Source organism: Streptomyces sp. ISL-98, assembly GCF_018614055.1.
GTDB lineage: Bacteria > Actinomycetota > Actinomycetes > Streptomycetales > Streptomycetaceae > Streptomyces > Streptomyces spiramyceticus.
This window is the reverse complement of the sequence record NZ_JAGGPB010000022.1, coordinates 1-16,827: the sequence shown is the minus strand read 5'-3', so window position 1 is coordinate 16,827 and position 16,827 is coordinate 1. Positions and strand designations below refer to the sequence as shown.

Below are 16,827 nucleotides of genomic sequence, written 5' to 3'. Positions count from 1 at the left end.
GGTCAGGTACGACCTTCTCGCTCCTGCGCGTCCCTGAGCGCCGCCGACGTGACGGCCCAGCGGGCGCGTACGACCGTGAACCCGGCCCGCTCCGCCGCGATGCAGACCAGCTCGTCGTCGTCGACCAGCATCCGGATCTCCCGGTCGCGGCCCAGCCGCTTCAGAACGTCCAGTTTGGTGTGGCGGGCGGGCCGCCGGTCGTCGTTGCGGCGCATCCAGATCCGCCCCTCGGGGAGCCCCTGCGCGGCGAGCCAGTCGACAGTGTCGCGGCGGCAGCGCTCGGGGCGGCCGGTGAGGTAGACGACCTCGCAGTCCTGGGCGCTCTCCCGGACCAGCCGCACGCCTTCGGGCAGTGGCGGATCGTTGGGGGCGGCGGCGAAGAAGGCGTCCCAGTCGCGGGGTGTGCGCTCCAGGAAGCGCTGGCGGTGCGCGGTGTCCGCGAGGGTTCCGTCCAGGTCGAACACGGCGAGTGGCCTGCTGCGGGTCATGCGAGCACCTTAGGAGGGCGCCCTGCAGGGCTGTTCGCCCACCCTCCCCTTCCCGGCCTGGGGGCACGCCCCCCGCCCCCGGACGGGCTGAATTGTCCGCCGCCGGGAATCCTGACGTGCTGCACGCGTTGTACCGGACGTGAGCTCAGTGATCCCGCAGACCCGGTTCTCCGTACTCGACCGCTCCCGTACCCGCAAAGGGCACGACGCCCCCAGCGCGCTGCGCGACACCGTCGGCCTCGCCCGGCAGATCGAGCACCTCGGCTATCACCGCTTCTGGGTGTCGGAGCACCACAGCGTCCCCGGCGTCGCCGGCTCCGCGCCCACCGTGCTCGCCGCAGCCGTCGCCGCCGCCACGTCGACGATCCGGGTCGGCACGGGCGGGGTCATGCTGCCCAACCATCAGCCTCTGGTCGTGGCGGAGCAGTTCGGCGTACTGGAGTCGCTCTTCCCCGGCCGGATCGACATGGGCCTGGGCCGCTCGGTCGGGTTCACCAACGGGATACGCAGGGCGCTCGGCCGGGAAAAGGAGGCCGCCGGGGACTTCGCCACCCAGCTCATGGAGCTGCTCGGCTACTTCACCGGTGACCAGAGCGCCCATCCGCAGGTCCACGCCCACCCCGCCGAAGGACTGAAGCCGCCGGCCTTCGTACTGGCCACCGGCGCCGGGGCCCAGGTCGCCGCGGCGGCCGGGCTGCCGCTGGTGATCGCGGCGGCGCGCGGCGAGGACGAGATGCTGCGGGCCGTCGACGGCTACCGCGAGGCGTTCCGGCCCTCCCCCTGGGGCGAGCGGCCGTACGTCGTGCTGTCGGGGTCGGTCACCGTGGCCGCCACCACCGAGGAGGCCCGGCGGCTCCTGGTGCCCGAGGCCTGGGCGTCGGTGTACTCGAAGACCCACGGTGCGTTCCCGCCGCTCGAACCCGTCGACGAGGTCCTCGCGCGGCCCATGAGCGACCGCGAGCGGGCACTCTACGAGGAGGCCCTGCGCGGCCATCTGTTCGGCACGGAGGAGGAGGTCGCGGACGGCCTGGAGAAGGTGCTGGGCCGCAGCGGCGCGGACGAGTACCTGGTCGCGACGAGTACGTACGACCGGGACGCGCTCTCGGACTCGTACCGGCGGCTGGCCCGTCTGGCGGGCCTCCCGCGCACCGGCACCTAGAATCGAGCCGTTTGTCCCCGGCGCCCTCGCGCCCCCGCCGTACGGAGTTCCGCCCGATGCACAGCACGACGCACAGTGCCCATGACCCGTATGTGCGCGTGCGCGGCGCCGAGGAGCACAACCTCCGGCACGTCGATGTCGACATTCCGCGTGACGCCCTCGTCGTCTTCACCGGTGTCTCGGGTTCCGGCAAGTCGTCGCTCGCCTTCGGCACCATCTACGCCGAGGCCCAGCGCCGCTACTTCGAGTCGGTCGCCCCGTACGCCCGTCGCCTGATCCACCAGGTCGGCGCCCCCAAGGTCGGCGAGATCCACGGTCTGCCGCCCGCCGTGTCACTGGAGCAGCGCAGGTCGGCGCCGACTTCGCGATCCTCCGTCGGGACCGTCACCACCCTGTCGAATTCGCTGCGGATGCTGTTCTCGCGCGCGGGCACGTACCCGGCGGGCGCCGGGCGTCTCGACTCGGACGCGTTCTCGCCGAACACGGCGGCCGGTGCGTGCCCGGAGTGCCACGGTCTCGGCCGGATCCACCGCACCACCGAGGAACTGCTCGTGCCCGACCCTTCGCTGTCGATCCGCGAGGGTGCGATCGAGGCCTGGCCGGGCGCCTGGCAGGGCAAGAACCTGCGCGATGTGCTGGACACGCTGGGGTACGACGTGGACCGGCCCTGGCGGGAGCTGGAGCAGAAGGACCGCGACTGGATTCTCTTCACGGACGAGCAGCCGGTCGTCACCGTGCACCCTGTGCGGGATGCGGGACGCATCCAACGCCCGTACCAGGGCACGTACATGAGCGCCAGGCGCTATGTCCTGCACACCTTCGCCGACTCCAAGAGCCAGACCCTGCGGACCAGGGCGGAACGCTTCCTGACCAGCGGCCCGTGCCCGGTCTGCGGGGGCAGCAGGCTGCGGCCGGAGGCTCTCTCGGTCACGTTCGGCGGCCGTACGATCGCCGAGCTGGCCGGGCTGCCGCTGTCGGGTCTCGCGCGCACGCTCGAAGCCGTGACCGGGAAGGACGAGACCGCGACGGTCCTGACGGGCGATCTGCTGGCGCGGATCGCGGTGGTCACAGAGCTGGGTCTCGGCTACTTGAGCCTCGACCGTACGACGCCCTCCCTTTCGTCCGGCGAGCTGCAACGGCTCCGGCTTGCGACGCAGCTGCGTTCGGGTCTCTTCGGTGTCGTGTACGTCCTCGACGAGCCCTCGGCGGGGCTCCATCCGGCGGACACCGAGGCGCTGCTCGTGGTCCTCGACCGACTGAAGGCTGCGGGCAACTCGGTCTTCGTCGTGGAGCACCATCTGGATGTGGTGCGTAGCGCGGACTGGCTCGTCGACGTCGGCCCGCACGCGGGCGAGCACGGCGGCAGGGTGCTGCACAGCGGGCCGCCCGCCGGTCTCGCCGGGGTGGCGGAGTCGGCGACCCGCCGCTTCCTCTTCGACCGCGAGCCCGCTCCCCCGCGCGAGGTCCGCGAGCCGTCGGGCCTGCTGAGGCTGAACGGGGTCGACCGGCACAATGTGCGCGGCGTCGACGCGGAATTCCCACTGGGGGTGTTCACGGCGGTGACGGGTGTTTCGGGTTCCGGGAAGTCCACGCTGGTGGGGCAGGTGCTCGCGGGCGTCCTGGCGGACGGGTCCACTGGCAGCCGGACGGGTTGCGCCTCGGCCGAAGGGCTGGAGGCCGTGGACCGGCTGGTGCAGGTCGACCAGCGCCCCATCGGGCGTACGCCCCGCTCGAATCTGGCGACGTACACCGGTCTCTTCGACGTCGTACGCAAGCTCTTCACCGGCACGGAGGAGGCGCGGGCGCGCGGGTACAAGGCGGGCCGGTTCTCGTTCAACGTGGCCGGTGGGCGGTGCGAGACCTGCCAGGGCGAGGGGTTCGTCTCCGTGGAGCTGCTCTTCCTGCCCAGTACGTACGCCCCGTGCCCCGACTGCCACGGTGCGCGCTACAACCCCGAGACCCTGGAAATCACGCTCAACGGCCTCAGCATCGCCGAGGTGCTCGACCTCACCGTCGAGGCGGCGGCCGAGTTCTTCGCGGGCACCCCCGCCGCCGTACGCAGCCTCCAGGCGCTCCTCGACGTCGGGCTCGGCTATCTGCGGCTCGGGCAGCCCGCGACCGAACTGTCGGGCGGCGAGGCGCAGCGCATCAAGCTGGCGAGCGAGCTTCAGCGCACGCGCCGGGGCCACACCGTGTACGTACTGGACGAGCCAACGACCGGGCTGCATCCGGCCGATGTGGAAGTGCTGATGCGGCAGTTGCACGGGCTGGTCGACGCGGGTCACTCGGTGGTGGTGGTCGAGCACGACATGGCCGTGGTGGCGGGCGCCGACTGGGTGATCGACCTGGGGCCCGGCGGCGGGGACGAGGGCGGCAGCATCGTCGCGGCGGGGCCGCCCGCCGAGGTGGCGGGGGTGGCGGCCAGCCGTACGGCGCCGTACTTGGCCCGGGAGTTCCGGCCCGCGGCCCGACCGCCGGTCAGCGGCCCCGGGCGCGGCTAGTGCGGCGCAGGCCGATCAGCTCGGCCACGGACTCCAGCCAGCGGGCGGTGGTCTCGTCGCCGACGACCGGGCGGGCGACGGTCCCGGCCGCCTCCAGCCAGGGGCGGACGGTGTCCGTGGCGGCCTGGCCCGGGAGCAGCTCGGGTAGCTGCGACGCGTAACGCACACCGCCACTGCGCACGACCTTGGCGAGGAACGAGACCGATCGCGGCAGGACGTCGAGCCGGTCCAGGACGACCGCGGCTCCGATGGCACCGTCCCCGAACAGGGCGGTACGGTGCGGGCCTTCGGCGGGGATGCCGTAGCGCAGCATCATGGTGGTGTCGAGGCGGGCGCAGTCGTCGTCGGTCTTGGTGGGGCGGGGTGTGGGGCGCATGGGTCCCTCGGATCCGGTCATCGGACGGTGACGGTGTAGATGAAGTACTCGGGATTGGTGCCTGGCTTCCCGGTCGCAGTGGGAACGGGAGTGCTGCCGGAAGACGTCGGTGCCGGCTCGGGGTTGTCCTTGGTGGTGGAGCAGCTGCTGGAATACGGGCAGTGGATGAGCTTGATCTCCGTCGTGCCCGGCTTGACCGCCTTGAAGTCGAAGAACCGCTCGCCGCTGCCGCCACCTTCCAGGTCAGGCTCGCCCGCTTCCGTCTCTTTGTGCTGCCCCGTGCGCTCCACAACATCCGCGTCAGGGTGCGGGCTGACCAGGTACCAGTCCTGCCCCATCGAGGGACTCGCCGGGAGGGACAGGGTGAACTCGTCGCCCGCGTCCACCTCTATGGACCGCTCGTCGGTCTCGTAGGTCGCGGGGCCGAACAGCCCGCACCCGGTCAAGACGAAGGCCGACAGCAGGGCCAGCGGCAGGGCGGATACTGGAGCGAGTCGTATACGCATGGCTTTCTCGGATCCGGTCATCGGACGGTGACCGTGTAGATGAAGTACTCGCGGTCGTGCTCGCCGGGGGATCCGCTCGCGATGGGGAACGGTGACTCGGAGGGCGAGGGCGACGGCGCCGGGTCGCCGAACTTGGCCGCACAGGTCCCGAGCTTGCAGTACAGCAGTTTGATCTTCGTGGTGCCCGGCTCGATCGCCCGGAAGGTGAAGGACTGAGTTCCGCCGCCTCCGCCGACATTCCCGCCGTCGTCCTCATAGTCCTCGTCCTGGCCCTGGAGCCGGACGACTTCACGGTCGGGACGGGGGTCGGCCACGTACCAGTTCTCGCCGAGCGAGGGACTGGCCGGTAGGGACAGCGTGAACTCGTCGCCCGCGTCGAGCTCAACGGTCCTCTCGTCGACCTCGTAGGTCTCGGGGCCGAGGAGTCCGCATCCCGCCAGGGCCAAGGCGGACAGCGGCAGGGCGAGGGCGGCTGCGAGTCGGTTGCGCATGGCGGAGTTCCTCATTCTGCCGGAAGGTGGACGGCGTAGGCGTCGGGCAGGTCCTTGTCGGAGGCCTGGCCCATCCGGCCGTTGACGAAGTCGTCCTCGCTGACCCAGGTGGTCGTGCCCCAGGGGTTGTAGACCTGCAGCATGTCGCCCTCCTGGCCGACGATCATCATCGAGTGTCCGACGCGATCGCCGTTGGCGTCCTTGCCCTCGACGCCGATCGGCACCGGCTTGCCCTCCGCGACGGCCTTCTCGATGTCCGGCAGCACATCGCGACGAGCGTCGGCGCTCCTGGTTTCCTGGAACTCGTATTCGCTACCGGTGTGGGGGCTGATCTCCTTGTTGGCGACGGTGGTCTTGCCGTCGTTGTCCATGCCGTTCGGTGTGCTGCCGAACGGGAAGTCGTACTTGTCGTTGCCGTCGCCCTCTTCGTGCACGCGGAGCTGTTCGTTCCCCAAGCGCTCCCGGAAAGCGGCGGGGTCGTCCTCCTGGCCCGACGGGCCGCCGGTGAGCTCGAGGGCGTACACAGGGTCGACCATGGCACGGCCGCTGACGACGGTGGACGGCACACACGTGTTGCCGTCCTGGGACCAGCGTTCCCCCTTGAAGGCCTGCTGGTCCGTATTCTTGTTCGAACCGTCGGCGTTGAGGCCCTCGTTTTTCATGCTGTCGCCCGCGGTGGTCACCGGCGTCAGGTGCCGCTGCAGCCAGGCCGGGCCCTTGCCGTGGATCTTGTCACGGAACTCGGAGACCTCGTTCAGGTCGTGGCCGGCGGCCAGCGCCTTCACCAGGTACGCGCGCTCCTGGGGGCTCTTGGATTCGGCGAGCATCCGCTCGAACTCCGCCTGATCGCGGGCGTTCATGCGCTCCATGGCCTTGCCCGAGCGCTCCAGGTCGTTGGCGGTGAGCAGCTCGTTCATCTCGGCCGGCCCGCCGGTTCCCGAGATGTCGGCCAGGACGAGACGGTCGGCGGCGGAGATGTTGTCGGTCTTCATCTTGCCCGCGCGGGCTTCGGCCGCGAACTTGTTCAGGTCGCGGGCAGCCTCGCGGGCCGCGTCGTCGGCCTTCTCCGCCGCCGCATGCATGGTCTTCGCTCCCGCAGAGGCGATGTTGCGGGCGCGCAGCCGCTCCGCCTCCTCGGCGTCCTTCTCGACCATGTCGTCGAAGAAGCCGTCCTCGCTCCCGAGTATGCCGAGCGCCTCGCGCAGTTGCTCGCGGCCGCCCTTGTCGTCGGACTGCGCGGTGGTCAGGGCGTCGGAGAGGAAGATCAGGGCCCTTCGCGCGCCGCGGATCGCCTCGTCCATCTGCGCGGCCGCTCGCGCCGCCGCCGAGACGACCTCCTGAGCCTTGGCGCCGGTGCTGCCCACCCAGGCGTCGGGCAGGCCCGTGAGGGCGACCTGCTCGACCCGGTCCTGGACGTCCCGCGCCGCATCGGCCTGCTTGGCGTACCGCTTCGCGATGTCGTCGAGCGTGCTGGGGGAACCGACGGGCGCCGAGACGTTCAGGGCGTTCTGGATGGCCTCGATGAGGGTGTTCTTGTCGCCGGCACCAGCGATGGACCGCTGGTAACCGGCCAGCTTCTCCCGGCGGTCGGTGGTGGATTCGCCTGCGTCGGGCATGGCTTTGCGGCCTCCGGCATTTCGGTTCGGAGAGGTCAACAGGTGGAGGGAGAAGGCAGCGCTCAGCCGAAGTCGGCAAGGCCGACCGGGGGCGAACCGGCAGCCGGCATGGTGCGCATGCCGGGTGCGGGCCCGGCGGGCGCGGGCGCCGGCATGGTCGTCAGTCCGCCGCCCCCGCTCGCCTGGAGTTCGTTCATCGTGCTGACGTCGGCGCCGTGGTAATTCGCCTTTGAGATACGGACCTTGTCCGCCAGCTCATGCAGCGCGCTCTCCAGGACCTTGGCCTCGGCCTGCCACGCTTCGGAGAAGTTGTTGAACGCCGGCCCGGAGTCCGAACCGCCCAGGGCGTCCGGCGTGTAGCAGAGCTGCTCCTGGAGAGCGGCGCCGATGTCACCGACGTCGTCGCCCGCCCGGTCGAGCTTGTCCGCCTCGGCGTCCATCCCGCTCTTCTGGACGCGGTAGCCACCCTGTTGCGTCTGCCCGGCCATTTTCCCCCGCTTGCCAGCCGATCCCGATCTTGCGGGGGAAGATTAGCAGCAGCTGGTGACATGCCCACAACCACCAAGGCCGTGGGTCAGCGGCGCGGCGCCTTCCGTGTCGCCCGCAGCCACTCCTTGTTCATCGCGGCGATGGACGGCAGCGGAATGCCCTTCGGGCAGGCCGTGGCGCACTCGCCCGCGAGGGTGCAACCGCCGAAGCCCTCTTCGTCCATGGTCGCCACCATGTCGATGACCCGGGTCTCGCGCTCCGGTGCGCCCTGCGGGAGCACATTCAGGTGGTTGATCTTCGCCGAAGTGAAGAGCATCGCGGAGCCGTTCGGGCACGCCGCCACGCACGCGCCGCAGCCGATGCACTCGGCGTGCTCGAACGCGTAGTCGGCGTCGGCCTTCGGTACCGGCGTGGCGTGGGCCTCGGGCGCTGCGCCGGTCGGGACGCTGATGTAGCCGCCCGCGCCGATGATCCGGTCGAACGCCGACCGGTCGACCACCAGGTCCTTGACCACCGGGAACGCACCGGCCCGCCACGGCTCGACGTCGACGGTGTCGCCGTCCTCGAAGTGCCGCATGTGCAGCTGGCAGGTGGTGGTGCGCTCCGGCCCGTGCGCATCGCCGTTGATGACGACACCGCACGCGCCGCAGATGCCCTCGCGGCAGTCGTGGTCGAAGGCGACCGGCTCGTCGCCGCGCAGGATCAGCTTCTCGTTGAGCGTGTCGAGCATCTCCAAGAACGACATGTCCTCGGAGATGTCGTCGACGTCGTACGTGACCATGGCGCCGGGTTCTTCGGCATTGCGCTGGCGCCAGACGCGCAGGGTGAGCCTCATGCGTAACTCCGCTGGGTGGGGTGGACGTAGGCGAATTCGAGGGCTTCCTTGTGCAGTACGGGACCCTTTCCCGTACCCGCGAACTCCCAGGCGGCGGCGTACGAGAACTCCTCGTCCCTGCGCTCCGCCTCGCCGCCCCCGGTCTGGCTCTCCTCGCGGAAGTGGCCGCCGCAGGACTCGCTGCGGTGCAGTGCGTCGAGGCAGAGCAGCTCGGCGAGCTCCAGGTAGTCGACGATGCGGTTGGCCTTCTCCAGCGACTGGTTGAGCTCCTCGCCCGTACCCGGCACCTTGATCCGTCGCCAGAATTCCTCGCGGATCTCCGGGATGCGGTCGAGCGCCTTGCGCAGGCCCTCCTCGGTGCGGGCCATCCCGCAGTACTCCCACAGGAGTTCGCCGATCTCCTTGTGGAAGGAGTCGGGGGTTCGGTCGCCGTCGACGGCGAGCAGCCGCTCCAGGCGGTCGTTGGTCTCCGAGACCGCCCTGACGGCCTCCGGGTGGGTCGCGTCGATGTCGTCGCGGTGCGGGTTGCGGGCGAGGTAGTCGTTGATGGTGGACGGCAGGACGAAGTAGCCGTCGGCCAGGCCCTGCATCAGCGCGGACGCGCCGAGGCGGTTGGCGCCGTGGTCGGAGAAGTTGGCCTCGCCGATGGCGAACAGGCCGGGAACGGTGGTCTGGAGGTCGTAGTCGACCCAGAGGCCGCCCATCGTGTAGTGGATCGCCGGGTAGATGCGCATGGGCACCTCGTACGGATTCTCGGCGGTGATCCGCTCGTACATCTCGAAGAGGTTGCCGTACTTCTCCTCGACGGCCTTGCGACCCAGGCGCCGGATCGCGTCGGCGAAGTCGAGGTAGACGCCCTGCCCGCCGGGGCCGACGCCGCGCCCCTCGTCGCAGACGTTCTTGGCTGCGCGCGAGGCGATGTCGCGCGGGACGAGGTTGCCGAAAGAGGGGTAGATGCGCTCCAGGTAGTAGTCGCGCTCGTCCTCGGGGATTTGGGCCGGCGGGCGCGTGTCGCCGTGCGCCTTGGGGACCCAGATGCGGCCGTCGTTGCGCAGCGACTCGCTCATCAGGGTCAGCTTGGACTGGTGGTCGCCGGAGCGCGGGATGCAGGTGGGGTGGATCTGGGTGAAGCAGGGGTTGGCGAAGTACGCGCCGCGGCGGTGGGCCCGCCAGATCGCCGTCGCGTTGGAGTTCTTGGCGTTGGTGGAGAGGTAGAACACGTTGCCGTAGCCGCCGCTCGCCAGCACCACGGCGTCCGCGAAGTACGTGTCGACGCGGCCGGTGATCAGGTCGCGGGCGACGATGCCGCGCGCCCGCCCGTCGACGACGATCAGGTCGAGCATCTCGGTGCGGGGATGCATCTCCACATTGCCCGCCGCGATCTGCCGGGACAGCGCCTGGTAGGCGCCGAGCAGCAGCTGCTGACCCGTCTGCCCTCGGGCGTAGAAGGTGCGTGACACCTGTACGCCGCCGAAGGAGCGCGTGTCGAGAAGGCCGCCGTACTCCCGGGCGAAGGGCACGCCCTGCGCCACGCACTGGTCGATGATCTCGACGGAGATCTGTGCGAGCCGGTGGACGTTGGACTCGCGGGCGCGGAAGTCGCCGCCCTTGACCGTGTCGTAGAAGAGGCGGTGGATGGAATCGCCGTCGTTGCGGTAGTTCTTGGCGGCGTTGATGCCGCCCTGCGCGGCGATGGAGTGGGCGCGGCGCGGTGAGTCCTGGTAGCAGAACTGCACGACGTGGTAGCCCTGTTCGGCGAGCGTGGCGCCCGCGGCGCCGCCCGCCAGCCCGGTGCCGACGACGATGACGGTGTGCTTGCGGCGGTTGGCCGGGTTGACCAGCTTGGCCTCGAAGCGGCGGGTGTCCCAGCGCTCCGCGACGGGGCCGGTCGGCGCCTTGGTGTCGACGACGGGGTCGCCGGTCGCGTAGTTGGCGTACTCGCTCATGTCAGCTCACCACTCCAGTCATGACGGCCACGGGTACGGACACGAAGCCCACCGTCAGCACCAGCGCGAGGCCATTGGCCACCGCCTTGAGGATCCGGTCGCGCCTGGCGTTTCCGACGCCCAGCGTCTGGGCGGCGCTCCAGAAGCCGTGCCTGATGTGCATGCCGAGCGCCAGTACCGCCGCGATGTAAATGACGTTGCCGTACCAGGTGTTGAAGGTCGCGAGGACGTTCTCGTACGGGCGACCCGGCTGCGCGTTCTCGTTCACGGTGAGGGTCGTCAGGTCCAGCAGGTGCCAGACGATGAACAGCCCGAGGATGATCCCACCCCACCGCATGGTGCGCGTCGCATAGCTCGCCCGTCGCCGCTTGTGCACGTACTTGCTCGGCCTGGCCCGCAGGTCCAGCCTGCTGAGCTGGTACGCCGCGACGCCGTGCAGCACCACCGCCGCGAGCAGCACCACGCGCACGATCCACAGCGCCCACTCGTAGTGCAGGAGGGGCTCGCCCATGGTCCGCAGCCAGTGCGCGTACGCGTTGAACTCGCCGGAACCGAAGAAGATCTTGAGGTTGCCGAGCATGTGGGCGACCAGGTACATCAGCATGATCAGACCGCTCACGGCCATGACCGTCTTCTTGCCGACGGTCGAGCCCCAGAGCGAGCGCGTGAGGGACGGTTTTCGATCCGTCCGCGTAGCCAGTGCCATAAACGAGACGCTAGGTCCGGAAGGCCCCAGAGGTCCAAGACATGGTACGGCTCATATCCATAGGCATCGCCTATCGTGCTGGCCTATCGTGCTCTCATGCAGTTCCAGCAGCTCCGCTATTTCGTGGCCGTCGCCGAGACCCTGCACTTCACCCATGCCGCCGAGGAGGTGCATGTCTCCCAGCCGTCCCTCTCCCAGCAGATCCGTGCGCTGGAGAAGGAACTGGGCGCCGACCTCTTCACCCGGGCCCGCGGCAACATCGCCCTCACCGACGCCGGCGAGGCCCTGCTCCCGCTGGCCCGCCGCATCCTCGCCGACGCCGACACCGCCCGCCACGAGGTCCAGGAGCTGGCCCAGCTGCGGCGCGGCAGGGTGCGGCTCGGTGCCACGCCGAGTCTGTGCACCGGGCTGCTCCCGGACGTACTGCGCACCTTCCACGATCTGCACCCCGGCATCCAGCTGCTGATCGAGGAGAGCGGCTCGCACGATCTCGTACGGGAACTGGCGCGCGGCGCCCTCGATCTCGCCCTGGTCGTGCTGCCACTGCCGACGCCGTCCCCGGCGCTGACCACCGTCGAGCTGCTGCACGAGGACCTGGTGGTGGTGTCGGCGGCGACGGGCCCCCGCCCCGGGCGCGGTAGGTCAAGGTCCGTACGTGTCGCGGACCTTGAGGGCGAGCCGATGGTGATGTTCCGGCACGGCTACGACCTGCGCGAACTGACCGTCGCCGCCTGCCGGGCCGAGGGCTTCGAGCCGACCTTCACGGTCGAGGGCGGCGAGATGGACGCCGTTCTCGGCTTCGTACGGGCCGGGCTCGGGCTCGCTGTCGTGCCGCGCATGGTGGCCGCCCGGGCGGGGCGTGACCTGCGGGCCACGCCCCTCGCCCGGCCGGGCCTGAGCCGTACCATCGCGCTCGCGCACCGCAGCGACGTGGCGCCGCCGCGCGCGGCGCGCGAGCTCCAGAACGTACTCCTCGCTTCCCGCCTCCCTCAGACGGCGTCGGCCAGCAGCAGGGTGTGAATACGGTCGGGTGCGCCGGGCCTGGCGTAGTACCAGCCCTGCGCGGTGTCGCAGCCCAGTTCCCGCAGCTGCGCCGCCTGTGCGCCCGTCTCCACGCCTTCGACCGTGACAGCCAGCTTCAGGCTGTGCGCCAGTGAGACGATCCCCTCGACGATCTTCAGGTCGACGGAGTCGGCCGGGTGCTGCTGCATGGACTGGGTGAAGGAACGGTCCAGCTTGAGGACGCTCACCGGCAGCCTGCGCAGATTGGCGAGGTTGGAGTAGCCGGTGCCGAAGTCGTCGAGCGCGATGTCCACGCCCATCTCGGCGAGCTGCCGCAGCGGCTTGAGCAGGTCGTCGTCGGCGCCGATCAGGGCCGACTCGGTGACCTCCAGGCACAGCGCGCCCGGTTCGAGCCCCGCCCGCTCCAGCACGTCCACCGTGTCGGCGACGAGCCCCGGGTGGTGCAGCTGCATCGGCGAGAGGTTCACATTGATGCGCAGCGGGCCGCCGTCGGCGTGCCTCTCCTGCCAGAACCTGGCCTGGCGTACGGACTCTTCGAGCACCCAGCGGCCGAGCGGGACGATCAGCCCGGTGTGCTCGGCCAGCGGAATGAACCGGTCCGGTCCCAGGACGCCGTGCTGCGGATGGCACCAGCGCACCAGCGCCTCCGCGCCGTGCACACTCCCGTCGCCCAGATGCACGAGCGGCTGGTACTCGATGAAGAACTCGCCCCGCTCCAGTGCCGCGGGCAGCGCGTTGGTGAGGCCGTGCCGGGTGATGGCACGGGCGTCCGCCTCCGCGTCGGCGGTCTCGAAGCGGTTGCCGCCCGCCGACTTGGCGCGGTACATCGTGATGTCGGCACTCCGCAGCACCTCCGCCGGGCCGCGTTCGCCCGCGGGGCCTTCGACGATGCCGATGCTGCCGCGTACGGTCAGCTCCCGGCCTTCGAGACGGATGGGGACCGACAGCACGTTCAGGATGCGGGCGGCGAGCTCGTCCACCTCCTGGCGGGTGTCGGGCCCCGTGGTCAGCGCCACGAACTCGTCGCCGCCGAGCCTGGCCACCATCTCGCCGGGCCGTGTGGCGCAGCTCTGCAGGCGGTCGGCGACCTCCACGAGCAGGCGGTCGCCCGCCGAGTGGCCGAGGCTGTCGTTGACCGCCTTGAAGCCGTCGAGGTCGAGGTAGCAGAGGCCGAAGCGCATGCCGTCGCCCGCGGACAGCGCCTTTTCGAGGCGCTCGAAGAACAGCGTGCGATTGGGGAGCCCGGTGAGCGCGTCGTGGGTGGCCTCGTAGCGGAGCCGCAGATTGAGCAGGCGCCGCTCGGTGGTGTCCTCCATGAGGGCGAGTTGGTACTGGGGCTTGCCGTCGGCGTCGCGGAGCAGAGAGACGGTGAGGTTGGTCCACAGGACGGTGCCGTCAGTGCGGTAGTACGGCTTCTCCACGCGGTAATGGTCGCGCTCGCCCCGAACCAACTCCCCGTACAGCCGCCACACATGGGGCGTGTCTTCGGGGTGGACCCACTCGCTCACCTTCTTGCCGCGCACGTATTGTTCGAGTCCGCCGAACATCCTCATGAGCGCTTCGTTGACCTCCAGGATGTTGCCTTCGAGGTCGGCGATGCCGATGCCCACGGCCGCGCCGTCGAAGACCGCGCGGAAGCGGACCTCGGTGTCGTGGAGCGCCTTCTGTGCCGCGCTGCTCGCGGAGAGGGACGACCGTGTGATGGCTTCTTGCTCGGCGAGGGTGCGCTCGCGCAGCGCCTCGGCGAAACCCGCCGCGACGGCGTGCTGGAGCCGGGCGCAGCGAGCCCGGTTCTCCTCCGCCCGGTCGGGCGAGTCGTTCTCTCCCGCGCAGTACAGCACCAGGTAGGAGTCGACGACGCCGAGCGTACGGACCAGGGTGTCCGGGTCGGTGCAGTGGGCGGCGACCAGGGCGGCGCCCACTGCGTGCGCGGGCCCGGTGTCGAAGGGCCGCCGGTGCAGTGCTTCGCCCAGCTGCCGCGCGAGCGGGAGCAAATGCTTTTCGAACTCCGGTCGGGTCATGGACGTTGCCGTGACCGGGAAGATGGCCCGGCTCCAGATCGTCGCGAACCGCCCGAGTCTGTCGTCCAGGCCGTCGGGTGCCTGCGATGGCACGCTCACGCCTTGCGTCCCACTCCGGCGAACCCCGAGAAGGCGAACGGATCCTCCTGGGAGGACGTCGTTTCGGGTCGCCAGTCCGGCATCGAGACCAGCCCGGGGTCGACCATCGTGTATCCCTCGAAGAACCGCGTGATCTCTTCCCGCGAGCGCATGATCAGCGGATTCCTGATGTTCTGGTAGACGGCGACCGTGCCGCTCGCCTGCTCCACGGTGAGCGGGATCCCCTCGTAAGAGGCGTGGGTGAGGATGACGACGCTGCCGGGCGCGAGAGCGTCGCGCAGGGTGGCGACAGCGGCCTGCGGGTCATCGGCGTCCTCGATGAAGTGGAGTACCGCGACCAGCAGCAGAGCCACCGGCCGCTCGAAATCGATGAGTCCGTTGACGACGGGACTGCTGAGAATCTCCTGCGGCTTTCGCAGGTCGGCCGCGGCAATGCCGGCCCGGTCGTTGCCTTCGAGCACGGCCTCGCTGTGCGCGACGGCGACCGGGTCGTGATCGACGTACATGACCCGGGCTTCGGGGTTGGCGGCCTGGGCCACTTCGTGGACGTTGCCGAAGGTGGGTATGCCCGAGCCGATATCGAGGAACTGGGTGATGCCCTCGTCCGCGGCGAAGCGTACGGCCCGGCGCATGAATGCCCGGTTCGCCTGCATGATCTTCGGAAGCCCCGGCATGAACGCCATCGCCTTGCGGGCTGCTTCCCTGTCGACCTCGAAGTTGTGCGAACCGCCCAGGTAGAAGTCGTAGATCCGGGACACACTCGGCACCGATATGTCGATGCCCTGCGGGGCCCAGGCGGGTCGCTCCATCAATGTCTCCAACTCATCGCCACAGGAAGGCCGGTCATGACCAAGACCGGTGTTCGAGCCGAGGCTACTGACCGTCAGGCATTGGGGCGAGCAAAAGCGGAAAATCGCGGTCCGTTCTCCGTCACACGCCGCAGGCATGTGCGGCCAACAGCGGCAGGCCCGCCCCTGCCGCCTGAGGCGGAGGGACGGGCCGGCCGGGCCGGAACGCCGCAGCGTGGGGACGCTGCCGGATTGTTCTACTTGGGCGCTCCGACCAGCTTGCCCTCGGGCGAAACGGCGTACCAAGTGCCGCCCACGCCCTGGCCGTTGGTGTCACCCGGCTTCGCGTCGCCCGCGAAGGTGTAGACGGGCCAGCAGTCGATGGTCTGCTGCTTGATGCCGTCGGGACGGTCGAAGACGACGAAGCCCTTCTTGAGTACGCCTTCGGTGTCGTTCTTCTCGACCGGCGGGACGACCGGCCACTTCTCCAGGCAGGCACCGGTGCAGGCCGACTTCATCGGCCAGGCCGAGTCCTTCTTGAACCGGTAGACCGTCATGCCCTTGGAGTCGACGACGACATCACCGAGCTTGGGGTCCTTGCGTACGGACATTCCCGCGAGGTCGGTGGGGGCCCCCTCCTCGCCCGCGCCGGCCTCGGCACCGCCGCCTGCCGCGCCCGGTGCGGCCTTCTTGCCGTCGGGGGCCGAGGCGAACCAGGTGCCGCCGACGCCCTGGCCCTTGGCGTCGCCCGGCTTGGCGTCCTTGGCGAAGCGGTACATGGGCCAGCCGCCGATGGTGAGCTGGGCGGTGCCGTCGGGCCTGGCGACCTCGCCGATCAGCGACGCGTCGGTGCCGGCAGCGGCCTCGACGTCGCCCGCGGGCACGACCGGCCACGCCTTCGCACAGTCGCCGTCGCAATTCGACTTCGGCGGCTTGGCGGTGTCCTTGTCGAACCGGTAGAGCGTGAACCCCCCGCTGTCTGTGAGGACCTTCCCGAGCTTCTTGCTGTCCCAGACCGCGAGTTGTCCCGCGGCCTTGGGTGCGGCCTGTTCGCCGGAGTCTTCGCCGTACCCCGTGTCCGAGCCGTAGCCGCTGTCCGCGGGCTGCTGCGCCGGGTTGGCGTTGCCCACCGACTGGCCGTTGGGGGACTGATCGGCCGTGTCCTGACCGCACGCCGTCGTCAGCGCCATCACAGCCGCCGCCGTCACCGCGAGCGAGGCGTTCCGCCAGGTCTTCATGTGAACTCCTGTGTACCGAAGGTTGATTGCGGCGCCGCAGTGCGACGCTTCATGGCCCTAGGTACGGGCGGGGGGTGCGCCCGTGTTCAACGCTCCCGAAGAAATTTCCAAACTCCTTCGCAAACGCGTTCGCCGACAGCCGTCCGTATCAAACGCAAATCGCCGAAAGTCCCACCCATCAGGGGAATCGGTCGCTGCCGTTGCGTGCCGCACGCATCGCTGGACCATGCTCCCCGACGTGCACCCTCGCCTCCTTGGACGCCTGCTGGCCGCTGCCACCCTGACCGGTCTGCTGCTGAGCCCCTTACCGGCCGCGGCCGACGACTGTGCGTACGCCTCCATCTCGCAGGACGGGGAACTGTCGTCGGGCTCGGCGGTAGCTGTGGGCGGCAGTGCGGTCTGCACGGCGGGCCCGAAGCCCGAGCCGCCGCCCGAACCGGCCACGACACCCCCGCCTCCCCCACCGCCGCCGCCTCCACCGCCTCCTCCCCCGCCCCCGCCGCCCCCGCCGGTCGCCGAGCCCGTACGCCCGGAACCGCCACCAC

The 16,827-nt window shown here is 70.1% G+C and carries 15 protein-coding genes and 1 pseudogene; 4 read left to right on the top strand and 12 right to left on the bottom strand.

What is annotated here, in order from left to right; genetic code table 11:
• Positions 1 to 2: 2 nt before the first annotated feature.
• Positions 3 to 488 carry an HAD family acid phosphatase gene (locus J7I98_RS16270; protein WP_214921422.1) on the bottom strand — a complete coding sequence of 162 codons (486 nt, stop codon included), beginning with the start codon at positions 486 to 488 and terminating at the stop codon, positions 3 to 5.
• A gap of 139 nt (positions 489 to 627) precedes the next feature.
• Between J7I98_RS16270 and J7I98_RS16265 the strand changes: the two genes are divergently transcribed.
• Complete coding sequence (locus J7I98_RS16265) at positions 628 to 1,647, top strand: MsnO8 family LLM class oxidoreductase (protein WP_214921421.1); 1,020 nt, start codon at positions 628 to 630, stop codon at positions 1,645 to 1,647.
• Between the two features lie 56 nt (positions 1,648 to 1,703).
• Positions 1,704 to 4,148, top strand: coding sequence for an excinuclease ABC subunit UvrA (gene uvrA / locus J7I98_RS16260; protein ID WP_214921420.1), 2,445 nt, complete (start codon positions 1,704 to 1,706; stop codon positions 4,146 to 4,148).
• On the opposite strand, the gene J7I98_RS16255 is transcribed toward uvrA, so the two are convergent.
• From J7I98_RS16255 to J7I98_RS16220, 8 genes are all read right to left on the bottom strand, one after another.
• Positions 4,126 to 4,545: a hypothetical protein gene (locus tag J7I98_RS16255; RefSeq protein WP_251020725.1), complete on the bottom strand. Its 420-nt coding sequence runs from the start codon at positions 4,543 to 4,545 to the stop codon at positions 4,126 to 4,128. The genes uvrA and J7I98_RS16255 overlap by 23 nt on opposite strands.
• The gene (locus J7I98_RS16250) at positions 4,542 to 5,051 is read right to left on the bottom strand and encodes a protease inhibitor I42 family protein (protein ID WP_214921419.1); all 510 of its coding nucleotides are present in this window, start codon (positions 5,049 to 5,051) and stop codon (positions 4,542 to 4,544) included. Before J7I98_RS16250 ends, J7I98_RS16255 begins: the two co-directional genes overlap by 4 nt.
• Positions 5,048 to 5,521 carry a protease inhibitor I42 family protein gene (locus tag J7I98_RS16245; protein ID WP_214921418.1) on the bottom strand — a complete coding sequence of 158 codons (474 nt, stop codon included), beginning with the start codon at positions 5,519 to 5,521 and terminating at the stop codon, positions 5,048 to 5,050. The genes J7I98_RS16250 and J7I98_RS16245 overlap by 4 nt, the downstream gene beginning before the upstream one ends.
• Before the next feature lie 11 nt (positions 5,522 to 5,532).
• Complete coding sequence (locus J7I98_RS16240) at positions 5,533 to 7,137, bottom strand: peptidoglycan-binding protein (protein WP_214921417.1); 1,605 nt, start codon at positions 7,135 to 7,137, stop codon at positions 5,533 to 5,535.
• 62 nt (positions 7,138 to 7,199) lie between these two features.
• Complete coding sequence (locus tag J7I98_RS16235) at positions 7,200 to 7,625, bottom strand: WXG100 family type VII secretion target (RefSeq protein WP_214921416.1); 426 nt, start codon at positions 7,623 to 7,625, stop codon at positions 7,200 to 7,202.
• 86 nt (positions 7,626 to 7,711) lie between these two features.
• Entirely contained in the window at positions 7,712 to 8,461 is a 750-nt protein-coding gene (locus tag J7I98_RS16230; RefSeq protein ID WP_214921415.1) for a succinate dehydrogenase/fumarate reductase iron-sulfur subunit, read from the bottom strand.
• Positions 8,458 to 10,407 (bottom strand): fumarate reductase/succinate dehydrogenase flavoprotein subunit, encoded by a 1,950-nt coding sequence (locus J7I98_RS16225; RefSeq protein ID WP_214921414.1) that lies wholly within the window; start codon positions 10,405 to 10,407, stop codon positions 8,458 to 8,460. Before J7I98_RS16225 ends, J7I98_RS16230 begins: the two co-directional genes overlap by 4 nt.
• Before the next feature lies 1 nt (position 10,408).
• On the bottom strand, positions 10,409 to 11,113 hold the full coding sequence (locus tag J7I98_RS16220; protein WP_214921413.1) for a succinate dehydrogenase: 705 nt from the start codon (positions 11,111 to 11,113) through the stop codon (positions 10,409 to 10,411).
• Positions 11,114 to 11,209: 96 nt separating this feature from the next.
• On the opposite strand from J7I98_RS16220, the gene J7I98_RS16215 reads away from it, so the two are divergent.
• On the top strand, positions 11,210 to 12,133 hold the full coding sequence (locus tag J7I98_RS16215) for a LysR family transcriptional regulator (protein ID WP_214921412.1): 924 nt from the start codon (positions 11,210 to 11,212) through the stop codon (positions 12,131 to 12,133).
• Here J7I98_RS16215 and J7I98_RS16210 read toward each other — a convergent pair.
• The 3 genes from J7I98_RS16210 to J7I98_RS16200 form a co-directional block, all read right to left on the bottom strand.
• Positions 12,103 to 14,256: an EAL domain-containing protein gene (locus J7I98_RS16210; RefSeq protein ID WP_308377823.1), complete on the bottom strand. Its 2,154-nt coding sequence runs from the start codon at positions 14,254 to 14,256 to the stop codon at positions 12,103 to 12,105. The genes J7I98_RS16215 and J7I98_RS16210 overlap by 31 nt on opposite strands.
• Complete coding sequence (locus tag J7I98_RS16205) at positions 14,253 to 15,065, bottom strand: SAM-dependent methyltransferase (protein WP_214921410.1); 813 nt, start codon at positions 15,063 to 15,065, stop codon at positions 14,253 to 14,255. Before J7I98_RS16205 ends, J7I98_RS16210 begins: the two co-directional genes overlap by 4 nt.
• A 236-nt stretch (positions 15,066 to 15,301) precedes the next feature.
• Complete coding sequence (locus J7I98_RS16200) at positions 15,302 to 16,282, bottom strand: SCO0930 family lipoprotein (protein ID WP_214921409.1); 981 nt, start codon at positions 16,280 to 16,282, stop codon at positions 15,302 to 15,304.
• A 238-nt stretch (positions 16,283 to 16,520) separates the two neighbouring features.
• On the opposite strand from J7I98_RS16200, the pseudogene J7I98_RS16195 reads away from it, so the two are divergent.
• Positions 16,521 to 16,827: pseudogene (locus tag J7I98_RS16195) on the top strand (hypothetical protein); the annotation flags it as partial.